Here is a 26,149-nt window from a genome sequence, read left to right as displayed (position 1 = left end):
CGATGGCGCTCATCGGGGTCCGGGCCCGTCCCGGAGCGATCGCCGTCGCCCGGCGGCTCGCGGGCCACCTGGCCCGCGGGCTGGCCATGATCCTGGTCGTCACGTCGGTCAACTTCGTGATCATCAGGAACATCCCGGGCGATCCCATCGCCGCCCGCTACGAGAAGCTCGTCGAGCAGGGCATGTCGCCCGACCAGGCCGAGCGCGCCACGGCGGTGCTGTACGGCTTCCTGCCCAAGGGCAGCCTGTGGGAGCAGTACGCCGACTACATGGGAGGACTGCTCACCCTGGATTTGGGCCAGTCGCTGAGCACGCCGGGGGCCGAGGTCACCGGCATGCTCGCCGCGGCGGCCACCTGGACCGTCATCCCGGTCCTGGCCGGGACCCTGCTGAGCTTCCTGCTCGGCGTGACCATGGGCGTCTACGCCGCCATCCGGCGCTCGGGCCGGCTGGGCGACGTCCTGGCCATCTCCGGCTCGCTCCTGCACGGGGTGCCGCAGTACGTGCTCGCGCTGCTGCTCGGCGCGATCTTCACCACCCTGTGGCCGATCCTGCCGGGCAGCGGGACGGCCGACATCATGATCGAGCCGGGTCTCAGCGTCGAGTACGCCGGCTCGCTGATCCAGCACGCCACGCTGCCGGTGCTGACCTACGCCCTGGCCTCCTACGGCGGCTGGATCCTGGCGATGAAGTCGAGCGTGGTGACCGTGCTCGGCGACGACTTCATCCTGGCCGCCGAGTTGCGCGGCCTCACCCGCGGGATCATCTTCCGCTACGTGGCGCGCAACGCGATCCTGCCGCTGTTCACGATCCTCGCGCTCTCGCTGGGCCTGCTCTTCGGCGGTGCGATCTTCATCGAGCGGATCTTCACCTACCCCGGGCTGGGGCTGCTGCTGCTCGACAGCATCACCGGCCGCGACTACGCGCTGATGGGCGGGGCCTTCCTGCTGATCACGGTGGCCATCGTCATCGCCAACATCGTGGCGGACATGCTCTACACCGTGATCGACCCGCGGGTCCGCTCCGGAGAGGAGTCCGCATGACGGCCCGGCGAGGCGGCCAGGCCGCCCGGAACGCGGGGGAGGAGGCGTGACGGCCCCGATCGTCGTCGCCGGCGGCTCCCGTGCCGCCCTGCGGCGCAACTTCCGGCGCGGCGTCTGGCGGGTGCTGCGGCGCAAGCCCAGCCGGATGCTGGGCGTGGTCATCCTCATCGGGTTCGCGTTCATGGGGGCGGTGGGGCCGCTGCTGTACCCCGAGCGCCTGCCCCGCGACGACGACGCGCTCTACGCCCCGCCGAGCTGGGAGCACCCCTTCGGCACCGACTTCGAGGGCACCGACGTGCTCGCGCTGGTCGTCACCGGTTCGCGGTACGTGCTGATGACCGCCCTGGTCACCGCGCTGATCACCGTGGTGCTCGGCACCGCGATCGGGCTGTTCGCCGGGTTCCGGCGCGGCCGGTGGGACAGCGTGCTCATGCGGATCACCGACATGAAGCTGACCATTCCCGCCCTGCCGCTGCTGCTGGTGCTGTCCACGGTGTGGAAGTTCGAGAGCGCCGTGGAGATGGGACTGGTGCTGGGCCTGCTCGGCTGGGGCGGCGTGGCGCGGGCGGTGCGGGCCCAGAGCCTGTCCCTGCGCGAGCGCGGCTTCGTCGAGGCGGCCAGGGGCCTGGGCCTGCCGACGACGCACATCATCGGCAGGGAGCTGCTGCCCAGCATGGCCCCGTTCATCGCGATGAACATGCTCATCGCCGTCACCGGCGCCGTGTACGCGCAGGTGGGCCTGTTCTTCCTGGGCGTGCTGCCGTTCGAGGCCAACAACTGGGGGGTCATGCTCAACCTCTCGGTGTTCGGCGGCGGCGCGCTGACCTCCACGGCGGCGCTGCCGTACATGATGGCGCCCCTGCTGGCGATCCTGCTGCTCACCCTGGGCATCGTGCTCGTGGTCGACGCCATGGACGAGATCTTCAACCCCCGGCTGCGTGAGGAGTGAGGGTGCCTTCGACCCCATCGGACACCCGTGAGGACAGTCCGCCGGACGCCCCCGGGCGCACGGCGCCCGGCGTCCGGATCGGCGGGCTGTCGGTCGTCTACCGGACCCCGGCCGGGGAACTGCCCGCCGTACGGGGGATCGACCTGGAGCTGCCGCCCGGGACGATCACCGGCGTGGTCGGCGAGTCCGGATCCGGCAAGTCCACCCTGGCGCTGTCGCTGCTCAACGCGGTCCAGCCGCCCGGCAGGATCAGCGCGGGAAGCGTGCAGATCGACGGTCTCGGCGACGTCGTGACGCTGCGCGGGGAGGAGCTGCGCCGGGCGCGCGGGCGGCACGTCGGCTACGTCTTCCAGGCCGCCCAGAACTCCCTCAACCCCCTCAAGCCGGTCGGCAGGCAACTGCTCGACCTGGGCCGCTCGCACGGTGTGGCGGACCTGCGCGCCCTGGTCCGCGAGGCCAGGGACCTGCTCGGCCGGATGGGCCTGGACGGCGCCCGCGTGCTGGACTCCCACCAGCACGAGCTGTCCGGCGGCATGCGCCAGCGCGTCGGCATCATGTTCGCCCTGGTCCTCAACGCCCACCTGGTCGTGCTGGACGAGCCCACGACCGCGCTCGACATGATCACCCAGGCGACGATCCTGCGGATCATCCGGGAGGTCCACGAGGAACGCGGGCTCACCACGCTGGTCATCACCCACGACCTCGGCGTGGTGGCGGAGGTCGCCGACCGGCTGGCCGTGATGTACGGCGGGCGCGTGGTCGAGCAGGGGCCCACCCGGCAGGTGCTGGGCGATCCCCTGCACCCCTACACCCGGGGACTCATCCGGGCGATCCCGCGCCTGGTCGGCGACATCGGCGAGGCCACGGCGCTGCCGGGCCGCCCGCCGACGCTGGCCACGATCCCCGCCGCGGGCTGCGTGTTCAGGGAGCGCTGCCCGCTGCGCATGGACCTCTGCGCCACGCAGGAGCCGCCCACGGTCGCCCACGGCGGGCGGCTGGTGGCGTGCCACGCTGTGGAGGGCGGCATCCGGGAGGAACGGGCCGGCGCGGGGAACCATGGCGGACAGGACGGTGCGGGAGGGCCGGACGGGCGGGACGGTGCGGAGGACCCGGACGGGCGGGCGGTCGCCGCCGGAGCGCGGGAGGAGCAGGCGTGATCACGGGACAGGGCATCACCAAGACCTTCAGGCAGCGGGGCGGCGTACTCGGCGCGCGGGAGGTGAGGGCGCTGCGCGGCGTCGACTTCGCCGTCGGCAGGGGAGGGGCGGTCTCCTTCATCGGCGAGTCCGGCTGCGGCAAGACGACGCTGGGCCGGATCATCGCCGGACTGGAGGGCCACGACTCCGGTGAGATCACCGTCGACGGCGTCGCCATGTCGTCCCTGCGCCCGCGGGCGCGCCGGCCGTACTTCCGCCGCATCCAGCTCATCCACCAGGACCCGTACTCCGCGCTCAACCCGACCCGCACGGTGTACCAGGCGCTGCTGGCCCCGCTGGCCCTGCGGGCCCGGCAGACCGGGCGGCCGGCGTCGTGGGTCGACGGGAGGGCCGGGGAGCTGCTGGACCTGGTCGGCCTCGACCCCGACTACGTGCTGCCGCGCTATCCCCACCAGCTGTCCGGCGGCATGCGCCAGCGGGTCGTCATCGCCCGCGCCCTGACCGTCGATCCGGAGATGCTCGTCGCCGACGAGGCCGTGTCCATGATCGACGTATCGCTGCGGCTGGGCATCCTCGCGCTGCTGAGGGACCTGCGCGAGCGGCTCGGGGTGAGCGTGCTGTTCATCACCCACGACGTGGCGACCGCCCGCTACATCGGCGACGACGGCGAGCTGTACGTCATCTACCGGGGACAGGTCGTCGAGCGCGGCCCCGTGGAGACGATCATCTCCGCCCCCGTGCACCCCTACACCCAGGCGCTGCTGTCGGCCATCCCGGTGCTGCACGGCCTGGAGCGGCCCGGGGCGCAGCCGGTGGCGCCGACCGGGACGCTGGAGGAGGACAAGCCCGACGCGGGATGCCTGTTCGCCCGGCGCTGCCCGTTCGCCACCGCGCGCTGCGCCGAGGAGGTCCCGGTGCTGGGCCGTACCGGTGACATCCCCCAGGAGCACGCCTGTTTCCATCCCGAGGCCCGCAGCGTCGTGGCCGTGCCCGCGGGCCGGGCATGAACCCGGTGGGAGGGGACGGCGAGCCCGCAGAGCGGACCGGCCGGACCGCCCGGAGGACGTCCCCGGAGGAGCCGGCCGTCCGCGAGGCGCACCCCGCGGAGCGGATCGTCCGGGAGGCGCACCCCGAGGATCTGGAGGCCCTCGGGGAGGTGGCCTCGGCGGCGCTCACCCTCGACCCGGGGGAGGGGCCGGCGCTGGTCGCCCGGCTCGCGGCGCCGCCGCCCGGACGCCGCTGGACCGTTCTGACGACGCCCGGGCGCGACGCGGTCGCCTTCGCCTCGATCTCCGGGCGCGATCCCGCCGTCGGGCACATCGACCTGCTCGCCGTACACCCCGCCGCACAGGGGCGGGGGCGAGGCCGGGCGCTGGTCGGCGCGGCCGAGGAGTGGCTGCGGGCCGAGGGGGCGGCCGAGGCCCGTTTCGCGGGCAATCCGCCCTGCTACGCCTGGCCGGGCATCGACGTGCGCTACACCCCGGCCGCCTGCCTGGCCGAGAGCCTCGGCTACGAGCGCTACCACTGCGCCTGGAACATGACGGTCGACCTCGGCGCCGCGGACCTGTCCGGCGGCACGGCGCGGCCGGCCGAGCGGGGCATCACCCTGCACGCGGCCGGTCCCGCGGACCGCGCGGCCGTGGCCGCCTTCGTCGGTGAGCACTGGAACGACGCGTGGGCCTGGGAGGCGGCGCAGGGCACGGGCTGCCACTACGCCGCCCGGGACGGGGAGATCATCGCCTTCGCCGCCTGGGGCGCCCGGCCGGCCTGGTTCGGGCCGATGGGCACCGCACCGGCCGCGCGCGGCCTCGGCGTCGGCCGGATGCTGCTGCACCGCTGCCTGGCCGAGATGCGGGCGGCGGGCCTGGAGAGCGCGCAGATCTCCTGGGTGGGCCCGCTGGGCTTCTACTCCCGCGCGGTCGGCGCGCGGGCCGAGCGGGTCTTCTGGCTCTACCGCCGTGACCTGCGGTGACGGCCGAGTGCCCGATATCGTGAGAAGACGATTTACATATGATGAGCCTTCGATGAAGATTAGCGACATGGGGCGTCATGATTGATCCGTTTGCCGGTCTGTCCACCGAGCAGAGCGATCCCCGCTACAGCCAGATCGACCGGCTCTCGACCGAGCAGGTGGCCCGGCTGATGAACGCCGCCGACGCCACGGTGCCCGCCGCGGTGGCCGAGGTGATCCCGGAGATCTCCACGGCGATCGAAGCGATCGTCGACCGGATGAGGAAGGACGGGCGCCTGATCTACGTGGGGGCCGGGACGTCGGGCCGGCTGGCCGTCCTGGACGCCTCGGAGTGCCCGCCCACCTTCGGCACCGATCCCGAACTGGTCCAAGGGGTCATCGCGGGCGGCGGGCCCGCCCTGACCAGGTCGGTCGAGGGGGCCGAGGACGACGAGGGCGCGGGTGCCGCCGCGATGGGGGAGCGGGAGGTGGGCCCGCTCGACTCGGTGGTGGGCGTCTCGGCCAGCGGGCGGGCGCCGTTCGTCCTCGGGGCGCTCCGGGAGGCCGCCCGCAGGGGGGCGCTGACCGTCGCCCTGTCCTGCAACGCCCGGACCCCGATCTCGGCCGCGGCCCGATATCCGATCGAGGTCATCGTCGGGGCGGAGGTCGTGACCGGCTCGACCCGCCTGAAGGCGGGCACCGCGCAGAAGCTGGTCCTCAACATGATCTCGACGATCACGATGATCGGGCTGGGCCGCACCTACGGCAACAACATGATCGAGGTGTCGGCGGCCAACTCCAAGCTCGCCGACCGGGCCGCCCGGATGGTCAGCGACATCACCGGCGCCGACCTCTCGGTGGCCCGCCCCGCCCTGGAGGCGGCGGACTGGAACGTGAAGGTGGCGATCCTGATGGTCCGGCAGGACCTGGACGCCGACGGTGCGCGGGCCCTGCTGTCGACGTACGGTGACAGCCTGGAGGCGGCGCTGGCCGCCGGAGGGGTGCGCGGTGCCTGAGCCACGGGACGGGCGCGGGGTTCCCGGGCCGTGGGGGAGGTGGGCGCTGCCCGCGCTGCCGGGGGAGTGGGCGCTGTCCGGGCCGCTGTGGTGCCCCGGCGACCTCGGGGCGCCGGGGCGGCTCGGTGCTCCCGGTGATGCCGCGGCCTGCGCGGCGCTGGAGCGGGTGCTCGCCGGTGCCGTGCCGCAGGTGTGCTCCGCGGCGGTGGCGGTGATCGCCGTGGGCGGGCGGGTGGTCGCGGCGGCGGCGACGGGCGAGGCCGTACGGTACGCCGGGGCGTCGGAGGAGCTCGTGCCGGGACCGCCCCCGGCCCGCGGTGACTCGATCTTCGATCTCGCGTCCGTCACCAAGCTGTTCACCACGGCCGTCGTCCTGTCGCTGGCGCAGGAGGGCCGCCTCGATCTCGACGAGCCCGTCGCCGCCCGGCTGCCCGCCTGCTACGCCGGCCACCCGCGCACCACGCTCCGCCACCTGCTCACCCACACCGCGGGCCTGCCGTCCGGCCGCCGGGTGGACCGGGAGATCCCCGGCACGGGTCCGGAGGTCCACGCCGCGCGGATGGAGCGGATCCTGTCCACGCCGCCCTCGCACGCGCTCGGCGAGCGCTATCTCTACTCCGACCTCGGGATGATCACCGTCGGCCGGGTGGCCGAGCTCGCCGGGGGAGCGCCCCTCGACGAGCTGCTCCGCGAGCGCGTCACCGGCCCGCTGGGCCTGGCCGACACCGGTTACCGGCCGCCCGCCTCGATCCTGCCCAGGACCGTCGCCACCGAGTACAAGGCCGAGCGGCCCCACCCGGGCTGCGTGCGCGGGGAGGTCCACGACGAGACCGCCTACGGCCTGGGCGGGGTGGCCGGGCACGCGGGCCTGTTCTCCACCGCCGGCGACCTGCTCCGCTTCGCCGAGACGCTGCGCACCGGGGGAGCCCCCATCCTGGGCGCGGACTGCGTCGCGGAGATGACCCGCGACCACGAGGTCGGGGACCCCGACTTCCGCCACGGCCTGGGCGTGCGGATCGGCGACCCGGCCATCGTCGGCCCGCTGCCCGACGCCTACGGCCACTCCGGTTTCACCGGCACCTCCCTGGTCGTCGACGCGGGCCGTGCCCTGAGCGTCGTCCTGCTGACCAACAACGTCCACCCGCTGCGCGGGCGCCCCGGCATCCGGGCCCTGCGCCACGCCGTCGCCGCCGAGGCGCTGCACCTGTCCGGGGACGAGGCCAGGGACAGGGACGGGGACGGGGACGGGATCGTTCCCGGGTCGTAGACCGCGGTCCCAGAGACCGGACCGGATCGGTCGGCCGGAGGACCGATCCGCCCGGCGGGCCCCCGATGGAAACCTGATCGGCGGGGGACGGCGCGCGGACCGGCGGCAGCCGGTCACGGCCGGACGCCGTCCCCGCGACCATCGGGCGGCACGCGGAGATCGGGCAGATGAGAAAGAAATCGGGGACCGGCGCGGAACAGGCCGGACGCAGGGGCCGGTTGCGGCGGGCGGCCCGGATCGCGGGCGGGGCGGCGGCCGTCCTGCTCGCCCTGGCCGGGATCGCCTACGGGGCCGAGACCGTCGCCGAGACCGGGGACGACACCCGGCATCCGGCGCCCGGCCGGCTCGTCGACGTCGGCGGGCACCGGCTCCACCTGCACTGCGAGGGGCCCCGTTCGGGCGGCCCGACCGTCCTGCTGGAGGCCGGGTGGGGTGAGTCCTCGGCCAACTGGTCGCAGGTGCGTTCCGCGCTCGCCGCCCGCTCGATCCGGGCCTGCGCCTACGACCGGGCCGGATACGCCTGGAGCGAGCCCGGTCCCGGTCCCCGGGACGCGGCCAGGGCCGCGGCGGAACTGGACACGCTGCTGGAACGCAGCGGTGAGACCGGGCCGTTCGTCCTGGCCGCCCACTCCTACGGCGGCAACGTCGTGCGCCTGCTGGCCGGCCGTCATCCCGGGCGGGTCGCGGGGATGGTCCTGGTGGACGTCACCGACGCGTCGGGGCGCTCGGACGCCGCGACCGGGAAGGCCGTCCCGCTGATGATCGGCCAGATGCGCCTGTACGGCCTGGCCGCCCGGCTCGGACTGGTCCGGCTGGCCGGGGACCGGCTGCTCCCGCGGAACACCCCCGCGCCCGGCCGCGAGCACGCGGCGGTGGTCTACGGTCCCGGCACGATGGCGGCGGCCGTACAGGAGGCGGAGGCGAGCATGAGCAGCCTCCGGCAGGTCCGCGCGGCCGAACGGCCGGGCGCCTGGGGGGACATGCCCGCGGTGGTGATCGCCGCCCGGACCGGAGGACCGCCCGGGGCCCACGAGGCCCTGGCCGGACTGTCCACCCGCGGCCGGCACGTCCGGGCCGGCACCGACGAGCACTACGTCCACCTCGCCCGGCCGGACCTGGTGACCGGGGCCATCGCCGAGGTGGTCGCCGCGGCCCGGCCCTGACCTCTCAGCTCTGCGGCTGCGCGGGCAGGGGCGGGGCCGGGACCGGCTCGTGGCGCGGGTCGGCCAGGTCGTGGGCGGAACGGGCCAGCCAGACCGTCATCAGGGCCTCGGAGGCCGCTATGGCACTGTCGTAGACGCCCCCCAGGTCCGCCAGCAGGCCCACCAGTATGAGACCGAGCGGCGCCAACAAGGAGGCCACGCCGTACCGGACGGTGGCCCGCCGCCAGCGGCCGTCGTGTCGCTGCAGCCACAGGACCAGCACCGTCCAGATCAGACCCGCCAGGCCGCAGATCAGAGGCAGCTCATCGGGTATGGGCCGGTCGAGGGGTTCATCCAGCACGGTGAGGACGGCTATGCCGCCGTAGCCCAGCACGCCCGCGCCCCGTACGTGATCGGCATACTTGAAGCCGCGGAGCAGCACAGGCTGGAGCCGCAGCACGACCGCCCACATCGCCGCGGCGTTGAGCACCGCCACCCACCAATGCCACTCCGGCAGGAGGAGGTACAGCAGCCAGGCGGCCGCCGCGCCGTACAGCGCCACCCGCAGCCGCCGCTCGTCCCGATCCAGTCCGGGCGCCGGCCCCGCCAGCGGTCCGCGCAGGCTCTGCCACAGCGCCCACGCCCAGGTCGCGCCGGCCAGGACGAGGATGAGCACGTTCGGCCCCGTCGCCGCGGCGCCTCCGTCGGCCTCGGTGAACAGTGTCAGCCGCCATAACGCGCCTAGATCGCCGGAGATCAGTGCGGCTACGGCGGCGACCGCCACTGCGATGACATACACGGTCGCGACAGACAAGGCGAAGATGCCGAAACGGTAACGGCGGAGCATGTGGCACTTCCTGCGCTAAGGGGGGCGAAAGCCCTCACCCTAGCGAGCTGCACCGTCAAGCCGATCAAGCCTCCCGGTGAAAAGCGACTGGCGGTGACGCCCGCTCGCCCGACATCATGGCCGGATGCTGATCAGGGAAGTCACCGCGGAGGACTGGTCCACCATCTGGCCCTTCTTCCAGAAGATCGTCATGGCGGGTGAGACCTTCACGTATCCGATCGATCTCGGCGAGGAGGAGGCCCGCGGCTGGTGGGTCGTGCCCTCTCCGAACCGTACGGTCGTCGCGGTCGACGAGGCCGGCACGGTCGTGGGGACGGCCAAGATGAACAACAACCAGTGGGGCAACGGATCGCACGTCGCCAGCGCCAGCTACATGGTCGATCCGGCGCACTCCGGGCGCGGTGTGGGCCGGAGACTGTGCGAGTACACGCTGGACTGGGCTCGGGCGGAGGGCTTCCGCGCGATGCAGTTCAACGCGGTCGTGGAGACGAACGTGCGCGCCGTGGCGCTGTACCGGTCGCTGGGCTTCGAGGTGCTGGGCACGGTTCCCGAGGGGTTCCGGCATCCGGTGGAGGGGTTCGTCGGGCTCCACGTCATGCACCGGGCTCTTTGAGGATCGGCTTGGGGATCGGCTTGAGGACCGACGCCGATGCCGCAAGGGCGTCGTGGCCGGCCCCGCCGGTCTCGTGGACCGCGACGGGCCGTCCGTGGGCGGGCACCACGGTCTCGAACCCGGAGCGCGGCGTCACCCGGGCCGCCTCCGGTTACGCTGTGGCCATGACCTGCTCCCTCGCGCGCGAGCGCCGATAGCATGCCGATCTCACCCTTCCTCGCCTCGCTGCGGGCTCGCGTCGGAAACGACCTCCTCGTCCTTCCCTCGGTGTCCGCCTGCGTGTTCGACGGCGACGGCCGCCTGCTCATGGCGCGGCACGAGGACGGCCGGTGGGCGCCGCCGGGCGGGCTGATCGAGCCCGACGAGGCACCCGCCGCCGCGCTGGTCCGCGAGGTCCGCGAGGAGGTCGCCCTGGAGGTGGAGATACGAGGGCTCATCGGGGTCTACGGGGGCCCCGAGTTCCGGGTGCGCTATCTCAACGGCGACCAGGCCTCCTACGTGATCACGGTGTACGGCTGCGCGGTGGTGAGCGGTGAGGTCGTCCCCGACCAGGAGGAGATCAGCGAGGCCCGTTTCATGCCGGAGCACGAGCTCGGCGGTCTGCGGCTGACCGGCTGGGCGCCCCTCGTGCTGCCCGAGGTGTTCGCCTGGTGGCGGGCCCGCCACCAGGCCCCCTGATCGGCCGGGGAGCCGGGCATAACAAAGTTGTCACCCGATTGAACCGGCACACCCGGTCCGTGCGTACACATGATGTCCACAGCCCGGCACCGGCCGGGCGGGAAACTGCAGCAGTCGTTCCCCGCACGGCGCCGAACTCGCGGAAGCGGTGACGACTGCCTGCCGTGGGGGATGCCGATGGGGAAGGCACACGGGCTGGACGCCGGTACGGCGCGGCAGGACGACGACGTCGCGCTCTCTCTCATGAGAGGGGAGCGCGCGCTGTTCGTCGAGGGTGATCTGCAGACCGGCCGGCGGTTGTTCGAGGCGGCCTACGGGGAGGCCGAACGCCGGGGGGACGGGTCCGGCATGGCGCGTGCGGCGCTGGGCATGGGCGGGCTGTGGGTGCACGAGCACCGCATGGCCGCCGACGCCGCGCGGGTGCGGATGCGCCAGCACCGCGCCCTGACGTCGGTCGACCCGCGGTCGTCGCTGGGGCTGCGGCTGCGGATCAGGCTGGCCGGGGAGGAGGACTACCGCACCGGCGGGCACGCCGGGATCCTCGCCATGGTCGCGGAGGCCAGACGGGCGGGCGACGCCGCGGCGCTGACGGAGGCGCTGAGCCTGGCGCACCACTGCCTGCTGGGGCCCGAGCACGGAGCGCTGCGGATGGAGCTGGCCCAGGAGCTGATCGGCGAGGCGTCCAGGACGGACCGCCGCAGCGACCTGCTGATGGGACTGCTGTGGCGCACCGTCGACCTGTTCCTGAGCGCCGACCCGCACGCCGAGCGCTGCCTCGGGGAGCTGCGCGGCCTGCTCGCGCAGGGCGACCACCTGGCGGTCGGGTTCGTCTCCGACGCGATCCAGGTGATGCGCAGCATCCGCGACGGCGGGTTCGAGCAGGCCGAGTCCCTGGCGGCGGCCTGTGCCGAGCGGGGGGCGGCGGCCGGTGACGCGGACGCGACGGTGTGGTACGGAGGACAGCTGGTGGCGATCCGCTGGTACCAGGGCCGCATCGCCGAGCTGGCCCCGATGGTGGCGGAACTGGTCGCCTCGCCGACGCTCAGCGTGATGGACAACTCCTATTCCGCGATCCTGGCGGTGGCGGCGGCCACGGCGGGAGACCTGCGGCCGGCGGCCGGCGCGCTGGCCCGGGTGCGCGGCCGGGACCTGGCGGACCTGCCCCGCTCCAGCACCTGGCTGGTGTCGATGTACGGCGTGGTGGAGGCGGCGCACCTGCTTCGGGACACCGGCTCCGCGGAGCGGGCCTACGCCCTCCTCAGCCCGTTCGCGCGGCTCCCGGTGATCGCCAGCCTGGGGGTGGCCTGCCTGGGGTCGGTCCAGCACTCCCTGGGCGTGGCCGCCCTGACCATGGGGAACGCGGACAGGGCCGTGGAGCATCTGCGTGCGGCCCTGCACGACGACCTCGCCCTGGGGCACTGGCCGGCGACCGTGCTCGCGCGCTCGCGCCTGGGCCAGGCGCTGGCACTGCGCGACGGGCCGCGCGACCCGGGCGCGCGGTGCGAGCTGGACCTGGCCGCGCGGGAGGCGGCGGCCCTGGGCATGGTGCTGCCCGCCGGGCTCCGGCCGGACCCGGGGGGCCCGGTGACCGGGGGCGGCGCGGGGGAGCGGGCGCCCGGGGTCGTGGCCCGCCGCCGCGGCCGGCAGTGGCGGGTCGAGCTGGGTCACCGGGCCGCGCTCGTCGGGCACAGCGTGGGGATGGGGCACCTGGCGACCCTGCTGGCCAACCCGGGTCGCGAAATCCCCGCCACCGAGCTGGCCGCGGGTTCCGCGCTCCGCGGTACGGCGGTCGGCGGGGCCGCGGAGTCCGCCCAGCCGATCCTGGACGACCTGGCCGTACACGACTACCGGCGGCGGCTGGCGCAGCTGCGGGCCGAGATCGACGAGCTCGACTCGGCGAACGAGCCCGAGCGGGCCGCCGCGGCCCGCGCCGAGCGCGACTGGCTGGTGGCCGAACTGGCCGCGGCCACCGGCATGGGCGGGCGCTCGCGCCGCTTCGCCGGCAACGAGGAGCGGGCCAGGATCGCCGTGGGCAAGGCCATCAGGCGCGCCCTGAACCGGATCGACCAGGCCGACCCGGTCATCGGCGGCGAGTTGCGCGCCACCGTGCAGACGGGGGTGCGCTGCTGCTACCGCCCCGGCTGACCGCCCGCCCCGCCGGAGGTGATCGCGTTGAGCGCTCTGAGCAGCGGGTCGCCCGCCGGGTCCGGCAGGCGGGAGGCGATCAGCCAGCAGGGCTCGCAGACGGAGGCGAACTCCCGGTCCGCCAGATCGGCGAGGCGGGGGTCGGCGGTCAGCGGGCCGGGCCCGGCGGTGGCGATCGCGGAGAACAGGGCGTGGTGCCGCAGCTCCGCCAGGGCCGCCCCCGTCTCCGCCGCGCCGCCGCAGGCCCGCCGGAACGCCGCGGGGCCCCGGCCCATGACGACGGCCTCGTTGCAGCAGGCGGACACGACGCCGTCGTAGCGGACGACGGGGGTGCGCGCGACCCTGCACGGGCCGAAATCCCCGCCCCGGATCCGGGGGCGGGACGCGCCGAACCCCGCCGCGCGGCCGTACGGCAGGAGCCCGACCCTATTGAGCTCGGCGGTCTCCGGCCACGAGGGCCCCAGCGCCCTGCCCAGCAGGTCCGTGGCCCGCTCCACCGCCGCCTCGTCGTCGAGCACCTGCACGACCAGCCCCGCTCCCTCCTCGGCGACGGCGCGCGCGGCGGCGGTGAACCGGTCGTCGGCCAGCCGGGCCCGGTGGAAGGCGTCGGTGCTGAGGACCACGCACGAGCAGGCCCGCACCACCCGCCGGACCCAGGCGGGCACCCCGGCGCCCCAGAAGCCGCTGGTGTAGACGACGAGCTGCTTGCCCGCGGAGGTGATCCGCTCGGCGGCGAGGGTGAGGGCGCGCCGCTCGACGAACGGCTCGCCGCCGGAGACGCCGACGAGACGGTGCCCGCCGGCGCACAGGGCCTCCAGGACGCCCTCGAACAGCGTGAAGTCGGTGATGCGGGGGCTGTCGGGACGCGAGTCGACCGAGCAGTGCCCGCAGCCGACCGGGCAGCGGTCGGTGATGAACAGGAGCACGGCCGCTGCGGGGGTGTCCCTGGCCCGCTCGATCTCGGCGAGCCGCAGGCGGGGCGGGACGGACGGGGTGCTCTGCGGCCCGGCGGGTGGAGTGGGCGGGGTGCTCTGCGGTTCGGCCGGCGGGGTGGGCGGGACGCTCATCGGCCCAGGCCGACCAGCTCGCCGTACCTGGCGGAGCCGAAGCGACGGGCGAAACCGGCCGGGCCCTCGGCGAGCTGGCGGTTCCTGGCCTCCCTCTCCAGCAGCGTGAACACCGGGCGGTCGGCGGTGGCCGCGGCGCGCGGGTCGTCCGCGAGCGACCGGCACGTCTCGCAGTAGTCGCCCGCCTGGTGCAGGCCGCTCAACGTGGCGACGGCGCGGGGGCCGACGGCGCGGACCGCCCGGAGCAGGGGACGGGTGACGGAGCGTCTCCTGATCTCCGGCCAGCCGTCCCGGTCGGCGTGCCCGAGCCGCAGGTGCGCGGGAACGCCGCCGCCCCGGTCGACCACGTCCTGGTTGCAGCAGGCCACCACGGTCCCGTCGAAGGTGACGACGGGCCAGGCGGCCATCGTGCACGGCGCGGGCACGGACGCCATCGGGCGGTGGGTGAGGATCCTGCGCCGCCCGTCCGCCCACTTCGCGGCCCGGCCCACCGGACCGACCAGGCCGACCAGGATGGGAACCTGGTCGCCCAGGGCGTCGCGGATGTCGCCGACGGCCTCCGCCAGATAGGGGTCGTCGTCGCTCAGCCCGGTGAGCTGGACGCTGATGTCCCGGTCCTCGGCCTGGAGCGCGCGCAGCACGGCCAGCACCGCCCGGCGCGGGACCTCCTCCTCGTGGAAGGCGTCCATGCTGGCCGCGAAATGGTCGACCGCCTCGATGGCCTTCCTGACCGGGGCCGGGATCCGGGCCTGCCGCGCGAAGAACATGCCGGACAGCAGGTAGGAGCCGGTGCCCGACTCGCGGGCCCGCGCCGCGATCCGCTCGACGAGGTGCGGCCGCAGCAGCGCCTCGCCGCCCGACATCAGCACGAGCCGGGGGTGGAGGCCGGAGGTGAAGGACGAGACGAGCCGGAGGAAGGGCAGCTCCGAATGCTCCTCGCTGCGGAGCGTCGAACTCGTGGAGCAGTGCCGGCACGACAGCGGGCAGCGGCGGGTCAGGCTCAGGAAGACCGCCGAGGCGGGGACGGGACGCAGGGAGAGGATGTCGAGCAGGTGCATGCGGATCTCCTGGTCGGTTCCGGGGTTCTCACGCGGGGCGCGCCTCACGCGGGGCGCGCCTCGCGCGGGCGGGGGGCCTGTTCGGCGGGCACCCCCCGCGCCGACAGGCGGGGCCAGCACGGGACGCGGTAGGAAGGCGCGGCCTCGCGCGCGCCGGCGACCGTCACGACCAGCGCGACGTCGATCAGCCGGTCGATGATCCGGGCCGTCTCCCGCACGGGCAGGCCGAGCAGTACGGCGATCCGGGTGAGGGTGAACGGCCCTGCACCCGCCGCGGCCATGTGCAGGAAGGCCGACCAGGCGGTCTGGTCGAGCTCGTGGCGGTAGACGGCGTCGCAGGTGCGCAGCGCCAGGTCGCCGCCGCCGTGCGTCAGCTCCTCCACGAGGACCCGCGCGTCGCCGAGCCATCCGGCGTACCAGCCCAGCGCCATGTGGCGCTGGGCGGCGAGCCGCGCGCCCGCGATCCTGACCGCCATGGGCAGCCCGCAGCAGGCGCGCGCGATCCGCTCCGCCGCCGCCGGGTCGTCGGCCACCCGCTCGGGCCCGGCGATCCCGGCCAGCAGCTCGACCGCCTCGGCCGCCGGCAGCTCGCCCAGCTCCACGTGCCGGGCGGACTCCAGCGCGCCGAGCCGCCGCCGGCTGGTGACGAGCACGCCGTTGGCGCCGGCGCCCGGCAGCAGGGGCCGTACGGCGTGCTCGCCGGGGGCGTCGTCCAGCACCAGCAGCATGCGCCGCTCGGCCAGGCCGGTCCGGTACAGCGCGGCCCTGTCCTCGGTGGTGCGCGGCAACCGCCCGCCGTGACCGGTGGCCCGCAGCAGCTCGGCCAGCACGTCGCGGACCGGCCGCGCCCGGTCGCCGGAGTCGCGCAGCCGCACGAAGATCTGCCCGTCCGGGAAACGCCCGCGCAGCCGGTGGGCGGCGTGCACCGCCAGCGCCGTCTTGCCGCAGCCGTGCAGCCCGGACACGACGGTGACGGGACCCGAGCCCGGCCGCGTGACCCGCAGCCCCGCCAGCACCTCGCGCAGCGGCCCGGCCCGCCCCGTGAAGTCGGGCAGGTCCCGGGGGAGCAGCGCCGGGGCCCCGCGGTCCGGGCGGCCCGGCGCCGCCGCCTCCGGCGGCTCTCCGGGCGGGCCGGTGAGGGCGACCGGTTCCGGGACGGCCGGAGCGGTCAGTGCCGGGTCACCGGCCAGGAGGTCCCGGTAGAGGCGCTCCAGCACGGGGCTGGGCTGCAGCCCCAGCTCCCTGGCCAGGGTCTGGCGCACCTCCTCGTAGACGGCCAGGGCCTCGGTCTGCCTGCCGCAGCGGTACAGCGTCAGCATCTGGGCGCTGCGCAGGCGCTCGCGCAGCGGGTGGCGTTCGACCTGCTCGCGGATCGGTGCCGGCAGGCCCGTGTGGTTGCCCAGCTCCAGCTCCAGCTCGGCCCAGTCCTCGAAGGCGCCGGCGCGGCGATCCTCCAGCGCGGCCACCTCGGCCGCGATCAGCGGCATCACGGTCAGATCGGGCAGCGGAGCGCCGCGCCACAGCTCCAGCGCCCCGCGCAGCGTGCGCGCGGCGGAGCGCGTCTCGCCCCGGCGCGCCATGGCCCGGCCCTCGTCCACCCGGTGGGCGAAGTCCAGCGCGTCGAGCTGGTCCGGCCGCATGCCGAGCAGGTACCCGGGCGGGCTGTGGGTCAGGTGGCCGCGCGTGGCGGGGCCCAATACCTCCTTGCGCAGCGTGGCGACGTAGACCTGCAGGCTCTTGTGCGCCGTACGCGGGGGATCGTCGTCCCACAACGCCTCGATCAGCGTGCCCGTGGAGACCACCCGGTTGGCCCTGCACAGCAGGGCGGCCAGCAGCGCCCGCTGCTTGAAGGGGCCGAGCGGCAGCGGGCCGCCCCCGCGCCGCGCCTGCAGCGGCCCCAGCACCGCGAAGGTCGTCTCGTCCGTGGTCCCGGTTCGCACGGGCCTGGTGGATACGCGCACGCTGAAACCCCTTTTCCGCCTTCCGCGCCTGTCCGGCTGCGGTGGACATCGACGGCCCGGCCGCCGATCGGGCGCGCCGCCGTCTCCCCGTCTCACCTATAGGCGTTCCAACCCGTGCCATCGCGTTCCGCGTCGCGCGCTCCCCGGCCGGGCGCGGCGCCCGCAAGGGCCCCGAACGTGCGCCTTTACCGAGGTCCAACCGGCGGCCAACCGCTTCCCAGCCGGGGCTGCCTAGCTTCATCGACCATGCAGTACTTCGGCTTCACCCTTGCCCATCCCGACTACTACGAGCCGCCGGAACTCGGTGAGCCCGGCGAGCCGTACACCCCCGCCGCGGCACCCGGGGGCTGGGACCGGCGCTCGCACGGCGTCTGGACGATGTGGACGCCTCCGCGGGCGGTCTCCGCCGACCAGGGCTGGAAGGTGCACGTCTGCAGTTCCCTGGAGAACGCGCAGGCCGTGCTGGACATCGTCGCCGGGGTCTGCGCCGAGCTCTCGATCCCCTTCAAGCACGTGAGCGGCAGCAGGTTCTTCCTGTGGCTCCATCACAAGCACGGTCCCCGCACGCAGAGCGGCAAGTTCTGCGCCCTGTACCCGCCGACCCGGCGGATCGCCCACGACCTGCTCGTCAAGCTGGAGGACCGGCTGGCCGGCTTCGCCGGGCCGTACATCCTCACCGACCGCCGCTTCGGCTCCTCCTCGTCCGTGGCCTACCGGTACGGCTCGTTCCGCGAGCGTCACCGGCTGCGGCCCGACGGCACCCGGCAGGCGACCATGCTCGACCCCGGGGGACGGGAGATCCCCGACGAGCGGCGGCCGACGTTCACGCTGCCGCCCGGGGTCGCCGACCCGTTCGCGCCGGAGCCGGCGGCCGGCGCGGGCGGGCCCGTCACCTTCGGCGGATACACCTTCGAGGCGGTGGTCCAGCACAGCAACGCCGGCGGCGCCTACCTCGCCCGGACCGCGGACGGCCGGCGGGTCTTCGTCAAGGAGGCGCGGGCGCACAACGGCTACTGGTGGGACGGGTGCGACGCCCAGACCCTGCTGGCGCAGGAGCACCGGACGCTGCGGGACCTGCACGAGCTGAGCCCGGGGATATGCCCGGAGCCGATCGGGGTCTTCGCGCACTGGGAGAACAGCTATCTGGTCTCGGAGCTGGTCCCGGGCAGGACCCTGGCGAAGTGGGCGGTGGCGAACCAGCCGAACATCCGGATCGGGCTGCCGCCCGAGGCGTTCGCCGGCTACTACCGGCGCTGCCTGGCGATCCTCGACCGGCTCAAGAAGATCGTCTCCACCCTGCACGAGCTGGGGTACGCGTTCGTCGACCTCAACCCGAGGAACGTCCTCATCGACGAGGACGAAGGGGTCAGACTGGTCGACTTCGAGGCCGCCTGCCGGATCGGCGCGGTGGCCAGACCGATGGGGGCGCCCGGGTTCATGCCTCCGGAGGCGCTCGACCGGCGGAGCCTGGCCGCCATGGACACGCGGCGGTTCGACGAGTTCGGGCTGTCGGCGGTGGCGCAGGCGCTGCTGTTCCCCTCGCACAACGTGCTGGACCGCAACGGAGAGGCGGCCGGTCACCTGTATCGCGACCTCACCGATCTCGCCCCGGTGCCGGACCGGCTCTGGAACCTCGCCACCCGGTTCCGCCGCCGCCCGGAGCGCCCGCTGATGCCCGCCCCCGAGGAGGTACGGCGCGACCCCCTCACCGCCCTGCGGTGGCTGCGGGACCGCACGGCCGACGCGATCGAGGCCGCGGCCCGGCCGGACGACCCGCACCGGATCTTCCCGACGACCCCGCAGGGGCTGACGACCAACACCCGCTGCGTGGCCCACGGCACGGCCGGGGTGCTGCACGCCCTGCGGGCCTCGGGCCGCCCGGTCGATCCGCGGATCGTCGCCCGGCTGCGCGAGGAGTCCCTGCGCGAGCGTGACGACACACCGCCGGGCCTGTTCTTCGGCAACGCCGGCATCGCCTGGGTCCTGGCGGACCTCGGGGAGGTCGAGGCCGCCGGGGAACTGCTCGCCGCGGCCGACCGGCATCCGCTGAGCCGTACCTGCGCCACACTCGGCGGAGGCGCGGCCGGAGTGGCCATGGCCCATCTGTTCCTGCACGGCCGTACCGGCGACGACCGGCACGTCGAGCGCGCGATGCGGACGCTGGCCGCGATCCCCGGGGACGCCGGGCTCGTCCCCTCGCTCGGCCCCGGCGACGCCTCCGGCCTGGTCGAGGGGCGTCCCGGCATCGCGCTGGCCCTGTACTACCTGAGCCGGTTCACCGGTGACCCCGACATGCTGGAGCGCGGCGCCCGGCTGCTGCGCGACGAACTGCAGCACGGCCGGCCGCTGGAGACCGACGCGCTCGGGTTCCGGGTGTCCGAGACGGACGGGCGCAACATGCCTTACCTGTTCGCGGGCAGCGCCGGATACGCCCACGTCGCGGCCCGCTATCTCACGACGGCCGACGACCCCGTGCTGGCCGACGCACTCCGGCGCAGCCTGCGCGCCTGCTCGGGGCGGTTCGCCGTGGCTCCCGCGCTGTTCGCCGGACAGGCGGGGCTGGGCCTCGCCCTGGGACAGGCCGCCGCGCTGCTGGACCGGCCCGACCTGGCGATCCGGGAGATCGAAGCCGGGACCGCGCTCTTCAAGCACGCGGTCCCCGGCCGGAACGGGGTGCGTTTCCTGTCCACCTCGCTCCTCATGCGGTTCAGCGCCGACCTGTGGCACGGCTCCGCCGGTGTGGTCCTCGCCCTGAGCAGGATCCTCACCGGACTCCCGGACCCGCTGTTCACCCTCGACGCGGCCCTCACCAGACCCCCCGTACACCCACATCACCGGGAGAGGAGGACACGATGATCGACGCCCTGAGGCTGCAGGTTCTGCGCGAGCCCGAGGAGAACGAGGAGGAGGCTCCCTGGAGCAGCCTGTCCATCTTCGTCGGCAACTGCGGAAGCGTGGAGTGATCCCGCTCCACCGGCGGATCCCCGTACGAAGCCGGCGGATCCCCGTACGAAGCCGGCGGATCCCCGTACGAAGCCGGCGGACCTCCGTACGAAGCCGGCCGATCCCCATGGAAACGAACCACCACCGGAGAAGGAGAACATCATGATCGACGCCCTGAGGCTGCAGGTTCTGCGCGAGCCCGAGGAGAACGAGGAGGAGGCTCCCTGGAGCAGCCTGTCCATCTTCGTCGGCAACTGCGGAAGCGTGGAATGACCCACCCCGCCGTCGGACCTCTCACGGAGACGGACCGGGAGGAGTGATGTCGCGGCGTCCCGGCACCGTCCGGTGACCGCGACACGACGTCCCGGCCGGGCGGCACCGGATCACGAACCGGTGCCGCCCTTCCCCGCGGTCACGGCGGCGGGATCCGTGCGACCCGTCCCAGGAGAAGCGACCCCCCCGAGGAGGAAGACCATGGACGAAGTGATGTCCCTCAACGATCTGCCCTACGAGCTCGACGACGGAGAGGTCCAGGCGCACATGGAGATGACGGGGAACCTCACCGGTCCCCTCAGCATGATGTCGCTGGTCTGCCCGAACGCCTTCCCGATCTGAGCGGCGGGCCGGACGACATGACGGGGACCGCATCCCTCATGACCCGGGCCTCCGATCTGCGCCTGTACCTGTGGGGGCAGACGGCTTCGGCCTTCGGCAGCACGCTGACCGCCACGGCCACCTCGGTGGTGGCCGTGACCGTCCTGGACGCCGGGCCGCGCGAGGTGTCCCTGATCGTCGCCGGCGCGACCCTGCCGGCCCTGCTGTTCGGCCCGGTGCTGGGGACCCTGGCCGACCGGGTGACCCGCCCGCGGCGCACGCTCGTCCTCGTCGACCTGATCTGCGCGGGCACGATGCTCCTGTGCGGAGCCCTGGCCCTCGGCGGCCTGCTGAGCGTCGCGATCCTGGCGGGGACCGCCTTCCTGCTGGGCCTGTCGCAGGTCGTCCTGAACGCCCTGTACTTCTCGCACCTGAGGAGTCTCGACGTCGGCGACCTCAGCCGGGCCAGGGGGAAACTGCAGACCTCCGAGCTGCTCTCCCGTTCGGTCGCGGCGACGGTCGCCGGGCCCCTGGTGGCCGCGGTGGGCGCGACCCTGCTGTTCGTCATGGACAGCCTCACCTACCTGTTCAGCGCCCTGTCCCTGCGCTCGCTGCGTTCGCAGGACCGCAGGCGGGAACCGGCCCACCCGCGCACCGGGCTGCTGCGCGAACTGCGCGCCGGAGGGGCGGCCATCCGGGCCAACCGCCTCCTGGTCGCGTTCGTCGTCTACGCCGTGCTGTCGAACGTCGCCCTCAGCGGCACCATCGCCCAGCGCGCGGTGTTCATGCTGGACACGCTGCAGCTTCCCGTCGCCCTCTACGGCCTGCCGTCGGTGGCGGCCACACTGCTGGCCGCGGTGGGCACGATGGCGGCGTCCCGGCTGCTCTCCCGCAGGCTGACCCATCGCGAGCTGCTGGTGATCTGCCTGCCCGCCGCCGGCCTGTCCGGTCTGGCGCTCCCGGCGGCGTACGGCCCGCTCTGGCTGGCCATGACGGCGGTCGTGATCGGGACCGCGCTGCCGGTGTTCTTCAGCGCCGGGGCGAACCTGGCGATCGTCGGCGTCCTGTCGGACGACGTCGGCGACGAGTTCTTCGGCCGGGTCAGCTCCCTGATGCTGTCGGTCGCGACGCTGGCCGGCACGGTCGGCGCCCTGGCGGGCGGCCTGGCCGGCGAGCGCTTCGGCGTGCGCGGCGGTCTGTGGCTGTGCCAGGCCCTCGCCGTCCTCGCGGCGCTGATCTTCCTGGTCTCGGTGCGCCGTGGCCGGCTGGATCGGCCCGCTCCGGCGCCCGGCGCGTCACCGAGCGTTCCGGAGCCCGGCCGTGAAGCCCGCTGAAGAGCCGTACCCCGGTCTTCCGCGCTATCCCGAGGCTCCCCGGGAACGGATCGTCGACGACTATCACGGACGTCCGGTCGCGGACCCGTACCGCTGGCTGGAGGAGGAAGGCTCACCGGCGGCCCGCCGCTGGATCGGCGACCAGCAGCTCCTCAGCACCGGATACCTGGAGCGGTTGCCCGGGCAGGAGGACTGGAAGCGGATGGTGCGCGAGCTGGCCGGCGGACCGGCCCCGGTCCCGGCCAAGATCGCCGGATCGCGGGAGTTCCGGCTGAGCCGGCCCGACGCCCTCTCCCCCTGGGAGGTGCTGGTCCGGGAGGGCGGGGACGCCCCCTGGCGGCCCCTGGGCGCCGCCTTCCCGCCGGAGGCCGCCGTCACCCGCTGGCAGCCGTCGCCGACGGGAGAGCACATCGCCCTCCAGGTCGTCCTGGCGGGCGACGAGCGGCAGACCCCGCTGTCGGTGGTGGAGGCGGCCACCGGGCGGATCGTGGAGGAGATCGCGCACACCCGCTACTCGCCGGTCGAGTGGCGGGCCGACGGCCGCAGCTTCTTCTACGTCCGCGGCCGCCCCGGCCGCCCGGGGACGGGCGTCTACCGGCACACGATCGGCGCCGACCCCGCCGGCGACGAGCTCGTGGCCGGGGACGAGGGGGATCTCACCCGCTACCACGTCAGGCTCTGCTGCGACCGGTGGCTCATCCTCACCCTCCGGGAGGGGACCTCGCCGCAGACCCACGTGTTCGTGGCGGACGTCGAGACGGACGGACGGTTGCGGCCGCTGTCGCTCGAGGCGGCCTCGGCCGGCGTCCTGGTCGACGCGGACGGCCGGCTGCTCGCCACCGTCTCCACGCCGGCGGGGTTCGGGCAGGTGCTCGTGGCCGATCCCGTCCCGGGCGGGTGGGGCCCCTGGCGGATCCTCCTGCCGGAGGATCCCGGCGCCGTCCTGTCCAGTGTGGCGCTGGCCCGCACCGCGCGGGGCGGACGGCTGGTCGCGCTGCGCGCCCGGGACGGCGTCAGCCGGATGACCGTCCACGACGCGGTGACGGGCGCGGCGCTCACCGAGGTGGCGCTGCCCGGCGCCGGCACGGTCCTCGGGATCAGGACCGGCCCCGGTCCCGGGGCGCTGACGCTCAGGTACACCGACTGGGCCATCCCCCCCTCGGCGTGGCACCTGGACGTCGAGTCGGGGCGGGTGAGCCCCCTGGACGCGGGCGGCGTCCCCCGGGCGGACATCAGGGTCCTGCACCGCACCTACCGCTCGGCCGACGGCACCGAGGTCCCGCTCACCATCCTGGCGCCCGCCGCCGGGCCGGACGGGGACCGGCCCCGGCCGACCGTGCTCAGCGCCTACGGCGGCTTCGGCCTGTCCTTCCGGCCCAGCTACGAGCCCGACATCCTGGCCTGGGTGCTGCGGGGAGGCGTGGGCGCCGTCGCGGGGGTACGGGGCGGCAGCGAGCGCGGCCGGCAGTGGCACAGGGACGGGGCCGGGACCAGGAAGCCGAACGCGCTGGCCGACCTGCACGCGGCCGCCGACTGGCTCGTCCGGCACGGGTGGACGCGGCCGGAGCAGCTCGCCCTGCTGGGCAGCAGCAACGGAGGGCTCCTGGCCGCCGGCGCCGTCGTCCAGCGGCCGCGGGCCTACGCCGCCGCCGTGAGCGTGGGGGCGCCGCTGGACATGATCCGTTACGAGCGCTGGGGCCTGGGCCGGGCGTGGCGCCGGGAGTACGGCTCGCCGGACGACCCGGCGGCCCTGGAGGCGCTGCTGAGCTACTCCCCGTACCACAATGTCAGCGCGCCGTTCGTGCACGCCGCCGTGCTCCTCGTGGCCGGGGACAACGACACGCGAGTCGACCCCGTGCACTCGCGCAAGATGGCCGCGCAGTTGCAGCACGCCGCCGGCGCCGCCGGGCCCGTACTGCACCACCTGGTGGAGAAGATGGGGCACACCGGCGCGCAGGGAGAGGACGGGGCCCGGCTGGCCGCGAGAATGCTGGCCTTCATGGCCGTGCACACCGGGCTGACCCCGATCACGGACGGGGGAGAGGTCCATGGCCGGTGAGAACCGGGGACGGGGGGAGGGCGCACCCTCCGTGAGCGGGGGCCATACCGGAAACCAACCGGATCCGTACCGGAAGCCAACCGCGCGCCGCGACCCTTGCGCCATGGCGGACACGACGAACGGCACGGTCCCCGGCGCACGCAGCCGGAGCCTCCATGCCAAGATCGAATTGCTCATGCCGGGGCTGCGGGCCGCCGCCGCCCGCCTGTGGGCCGCGCCCGGCCTGCGGCTGCGCTATCCGGCCTACCTGGGGGCCATGCACGCGGTGATCACCGCTTCGGTCCCGCTGATGGAGACCGCCCTGGCCGAGGCGGTACGGCGCGGAGAGCCGGCCCTGGCGGGCTATCTGCGCCGTCACATCGAGGAGGAGCGCGGGCACGACGACTGGCTCCGCGCGGACCTGGCCGTGCTCGGCCACGCCCCCGGCCGGCCCTCGGCCGCGGCGGCCGCCCTCGTCGGCGCGCAGTACTACTGGACGCTCCACCACCACCCCGCGGCCCTGCTCGGCTACATCGCCGCCATGGAGGGCTTCCCGCCGACCGACGCGCTGATGGCGCACCTGCGCGCGGTGACCGGCTTCCCGCCGGCGGCGTTCCGCACGCTGCGCCACCACGGCGAGCTCGACCTCGGGCACCGCGCCGAGCTGGACGCCGTCCTGGACGGGCTGCCGCTCACCCCGGAGCAGGAGCAGGCCGTCGGGCTCAGCGCCCTGCACACGGTGCACGCCGCGACCCGCCTGTTCACCGGCCTGCTCGGCCCGACCGCACAGAACTCCACTGCGGAGGACTTCAAGGAGGAACCGTGGAATTCGACCCCATCCGCGAACTGACCGAGGCGGGCATCGACCTGAGCCCCGGCGGTGAGGAGCAGCTTGAAGTCCTCGCCGGGCTCAGCGAGGAGGAGACGGCCCTGCTGATCTCCATCCAGCTCCAGATGATGGACGCGGCGCCCGAGGTCGAGGCGCACACCATCGGCGGTCTGCTGTTCTGATGGCCACCACCGGCGACGGCGTCGTCCGAAAGGTCGTCTCGGTGGTCTTCTGCGACCTCACCGAGTCCACCGAGCTCAGCGGCGAGCTCGACCCGGAGTCGCTGCGCTCGGTGCTGCTGCGGTATTTCGAGCTGATGCGGGACCGCGTGGAGTACCACGGCGGGATCGTGGAGAAGTTCATCGGCGACGCCGTGGTCGGGGTGTTCGGCGTGCCGGCGCTGCACGAGGACGACGCCCTGCGGGCGGTACGGGCCGCCCTGGAGATGCGGGCCGCGCTGGAGGAGCTCAACGAGGAGGCGGAGGCCGAGTTCGGCGTACGGCTGCGCGCCCGCATCGGCGTCAACACCGGCGAGGTGGTGGCCTCGGCCGAGAACGACACGGGTCAGGGACTGGTGTCGGGGCAGGTGGTCAACGTGGCGGCCCGCCTGCAGACCGCCGCGGCGCCCGGCGAGATCCTCATCGGGCACGACACCCGGCTGGCCGCGGGGCCCGCCGTGGTGGCCGCCGAGACCGGGCCGCTCAGCCTGCGCGGGGTCGACGCCGCGGTCAGGGCCTGGCGGGTGGAGGCGGTGCGGGCCGACGACCCCGCCCTGTCGCGCCGCTTCGACCTGTCCTTCGTCAACCGCCGTGACGACGTCCGCAGCCTGGACGCCCACCTGGCGGCGGTGACCGCCCGGAGAGAGTGCCGGACGGTGACGCTCTGCGGCGAGGCCGGCATCGGCAAGACCCGGCTGGTCCGTGCCTGGACCGAGAGCTCACCGGCCGCGCGCCGGGCCGCGATCGTCTCCGGCCGCTGCCGTACCTACGGGGAGGGCGGCTCACTGCTGAGCCTCGCCGAGGCGCTGCGCCCGCTGGCCGGAGAGGTCGCCGGGCAGATCACCGGAGAGGCCCGGGCCGGACGGGGGACAGATCGGGAGTCGGGGCGGGAGATCGAGCAGGGGACCGAGCGCGAGATCGTCTCCGCGCTCATCGCCGGGCTGCTGGCCGACGGCACCCCCGGCACCAGCCTGGAGGAGACCGTCTGGGCGGTGGGGCGCCTGCTGCGGGCCGCCTGCCGGGACCGTCCGGTCGTGCTGATCCTGGACGACATGCAGTGGGCCGCGCCGCCGCTGCTCGACGCCCTGACCCTGCTGGCGGCCCGAGCCCGCGACCTGCCGCTGCTGGTGCTGTGCCTGGGCCGTCCCGAGCTGCGCGAACGCTGGGAGACGAGCCTCCTGCACTCCCTGGACCGGCTCGGCGAGGACCACTCGCGCGCGCTCGCCCACGAACTGGCCGCCCACGAACTGGCCGCCCACGAACTGGCCGCCCACGAACTGGCCGCCCACGAACTGGCCG

22 protein-coding genes are annotated in these 26,149 nt (G+C 74.5%); 18 read left to right on the top strand and 4 right to left on the bottom strand.

All coding sequences use genetic code 11. The features are described 5' to 3' along the window. The first annotated feature begins 2 nt into the window (after window positions 1–2). From Pta02_RS16905 to Pta02_RS16870, 8 genes are all read left to right on the top strand, one after another. The gene (locus Pta02_RS16905) at window positions 3–1,043 is read left to right on the top strand and encodes an ABC transporter permease (RefSeq protein WP_203875796.1); all 1,041 of its coding nucleotides are present in this window, start codon (window positions 3–5) and stop codon (window positions 1,041–1,043) included. A 46-nt stretch (window positions 1,044–1,089) separates the two neighbouring features. Further along, window positions 1,090–1,992 carry an ABC transporter permease gene (locus Pta02_RS16900; RefSeq protein ID WP_203875795.1) on the top strand — a complete coding sequence of 301 codons (903 nt, stop codon included), beginning with the start codon at window positions 1,090–1,092 and terminating at the stop codon, window positions 1,990–1,992. 2 nt (window positions 1,993–1,994) lie between these two features. Further along, entirely contained in the window at window positions 1,995–3,149 is a 1,155-nt protein-coding gene (locus Pta02_RS16895; RefSeq protein ID WP_203875794.1) for an ABC transporter ATP-binding protein, read from the top strand. Next, window positions 3,146–4,156 (top strand): ABC transporter ATP-binding protein, encoded by a 1,011-nt coding sequence (locus Pta02_RS16890; RefSeq protein WP_203875793.1) that lies wholly within the window; start codon window positions 3,146–3,148, stop codon window positions 4,154–4,156. Before Pta02_RS16895 ends, Pta02_RS16890 begins: the two co-directional genes overlap by 4 nt. Further along, window positions 4,153–5,121, top strand: a complete 969-nt coding sequence (locus tag Pta02_RS16885) for a GNAT family N-acetyltransferase (RefSeq protein WP_203875792.1) — start codon at window positions 4,153–4,155, stop codon at window positions 5,119–5,121. The genes Pta02_RS16890 and Pta02_RS16885 overlap by 4 nt, the downstream gene beginning before the upstream one ends. A 77-nt stretch (window positions 5,122–5,198) precedes the next feature. Continuing rightward, entirely contained in the window at window positions 5,199–6,116 is a 918-nt protein-coding gene (gene murQ, locus Pta02_RS16880; RefSeq protein ID WP_203875791.1) for an N-acetylmuramic acid 6-phosphate etherase, read from the top strand. Then, the gene (locus Pta02_RS16875; protein ID WP_203875790.1) at window positions 6,109–7,383 is read left to right on the top strand and encodes a serine hydrolase domain-containing protein; all 1,275 of its coding nucleotides are present in this window, start codon (window positions 6,109–6,111) and stop codon (window positions 7,381–7,383) included. The genes murQ and Pta02_RS16875 overlap by 8 nt, the downstream gene beginning before the upstream one ends. A gap of 167 nt (window positions 7,384–7,550) precedes the next feature. After that, complete coding sequence (locus tag Pta02_RS16870) at window positions 7,551–8,546, top strand: alpha/beta hydrolase (protein WP_203875789.1); 996 nt, start codon at window positions 7,551–7,553, stop codon at window positions 8,544–8,546. Between the two features lie 4 nt (window positions 8,547–8,550). Here Pta02_RS16870 and Pta02_RS16865 read toward each other — a convergent pair whose 3' ends face one another. After that, on the bottom strand, window positions 8,551–9,372 hold the full coding sequence (locus tag Pta02_RS16865) for a hypothetical protein (protein ID WP_203875788.1): 822 nt from the start codon (window positions 9,370–9,372) through the stop codon (window positions 8,551–8,553). Between the two features lie 124 nt (window positions 9,373–9,496). On the opposite strand from Pta02_RS16865, the gene Pta02_RS16860 reads away from it, so the two are divergent. From Pta02_RS16860 to Pta02_RS16850, 3 genes are all read left to right on the top strand, one after another. Then, window positions 9,497–9,985 (top strand): GNAT family N-acetyltransferase, encoded by a 489-nt coding sequence (locus Pta02_RS16860; RefSeq protein ID WP_203875787.1) that lies wholly within the window; start codon window positions 9,497–9,499, stop codon window positions 9,983–9,985. A gap of 198 nt (window positions 9,986–10,183) precedes the next feature. Then, window positions 10,184–10,663, top strand: coding sequence for an NUDIX domain-containing protein (locus tag Pta02_RS16855; RefSeq protein ID WP_203875786.1), 480 nt, complete (start codon window positions 10,184–10,186; stop codon window positions 10,661–10,663). 177 nt (window positions 10,664–10,840) lie between these two features. Continuing rightward, on the top strand, window positions 10,841–12,808 hold the full coding sequence (locus Pta02_RS16850) for a hypothetical protein (protein ID WP_203875785.1): 1,968 nt from the start codon (window positions 10,841–10,843) through the stop codon (window positions 12,806–12,808). Here the strand turns inward: Pta02_RS16850 and Pta02_RS16845 are convergent. The 3 genes from Pta02_RS16845 to Pta02_RS41925 are packed head-to-tail and all read right to left on the bottom strand — an operon-like array spanning window position 12,793 to window position 16,873. Further along, entirely contained in the window at window positions 12,793–13,875 is a 1,083-nt protein-coding gene (locus tag Pta02_RS16845; protein WP_203875784.1) for a radical SAM family protein, read from the bottom strand. The two genes, Pta02_RS16850 and Pta02_RS16845, sit on opposite strands and share 16 nt — an antisense overlap. Beyond that, window positions 13,872–14,933: a radical SAM protein gene (locus tag Pta02_RS16840; protein ID WP_203875783.1), complete on the bottom strand. Its 1,062-nt coding sequence runs from the start codon at window positions 14,931–14,933 to the stop codon at window positions 13,872–13,874. Before Pta02_RS16840 ends, Pta02_RS16845 begins: the two co-directional genes overlap by 4 nt. A gap of 44 nt (window positions 14,934–14,977) precedes the next feature. Beyond that, window positions 14,978–16,873 (bottom strand): AfsR/SARP family transcriptional regulator, encoded by a 1,896-nt coding sequence (locus Pta02_RS41925; protein WP_203875782.1) that lies wholly within the window; start codon window positions 16,871–16,873, stop codon window positions 14,978–14,980. A 267-nt stretch (window positions 16,874–17,140) separates the two neighbouring features. On the opposite strand from Pta02_RS41925, the gene lanKC reads away from it, so the two are divergent. The 7 genes from lanKC to Pta02_RS16800 all read left to right on the top strand — a co-directional run. Then, a complete protein-coding gene (gene lanKC / locus Pta02_RS16830; RefSeq protein WP_203875781.1) occupies window positions 17,141–19,750 on the top strand; it encodes a class III lanthionine synthetase LanKC in 2,610 nt (869 codons plus the stop codon). A gap of 561 nt (window positions 19,751–20,311) precedes the next feature. Further along, window positions 20,312–20,452 (top strand): hypothetical protein, encoded by a 141-nt coding sequence (locus Pta02_RS16825; RefSeq protein WP_203875780.1) that lies wholly within the window; start codon window positions 20,312–20,314, stop codon window positions 20,450–20,452. A 38-nt stretch (window positions 20,453–20,490) separates the two neighbouring features. Beyond that, window positions 20,491–21,765 (top strand): MFS transporter, encoded by a 1,275-nt coding sequence (locus Pta02_RS16820; protein WP_203875779.1) that lies wholly within the window; start codon window positions 20,491–20,493, stop codon window positions 21,763–21,765. Beyond that, window positions 21,752–23,824 carry a prolyl oligopeptidase family serine peptidase gene (locus Pta02_RS16815; RefSeq protein ID WP_203875778.1) on the top strand — a complete coding sequence of 691 codons (2,073 nt, stop codon included), beginning with the start codon at window positions 21,752–21,754 and terminating at the stop codon, window positions 23,822–23,824. The genes Pta02_RS16820 and Pta02_RS16815 overlap by 14 nt, the downstream gene beginning before the upstream one ends. Window positions 23,825–23,927: 103 nt before the next feature. Continuing rightward, complete coding sequence (locus Pta02_RS16810; protein WP_203875777.1) at window positions 23,928–24,653, top strand: iron-containing redox enzyme family protein; 726 nt, start codon at window positions 23,928–23,930, stop codon at window positions 24,651–24,653. Next, window positions 24,626–24,814, top strand: a complete 189-nt coding sequence (locus Pta02_RS16805) for an aroma-sacti cluster domain-containing protein (protein ID WP_203875776.1) — start codon at window positions 24,626–24,628, stop codon at window positions 24,812–24,814. Before Pta02_RS16810 ends, Pta02_RS16805 begins: the two co-directional genes overlap by 28 nt. Next, window positions 24,814–26,149: AAA family ATPase (locus Pta02_RS16800; protein WP_203875775.1), on the top strand; the 1,336-nt coding region annotated here is incomplete at its 3' end. The genes Pta02_RS16805 and Pta02_RS16800, both read left to right, overlap by 1 nt.

Source organism: Paraplanobispora takensis, assembly GCF_016863195.1.
GTDB classification, from domain to species: domain Bacteria; phylum Actinomycetota; class Actinomycetes; order Streptosporangiales; family Streptosporangiaceae; genus Planobispora; species Planobispora takensis.
The sequence above is the reverse complement of the archived record's forward strand: the minus strand, read 5'-3'. Positions and strand labels throughout refer to the sequence as shown.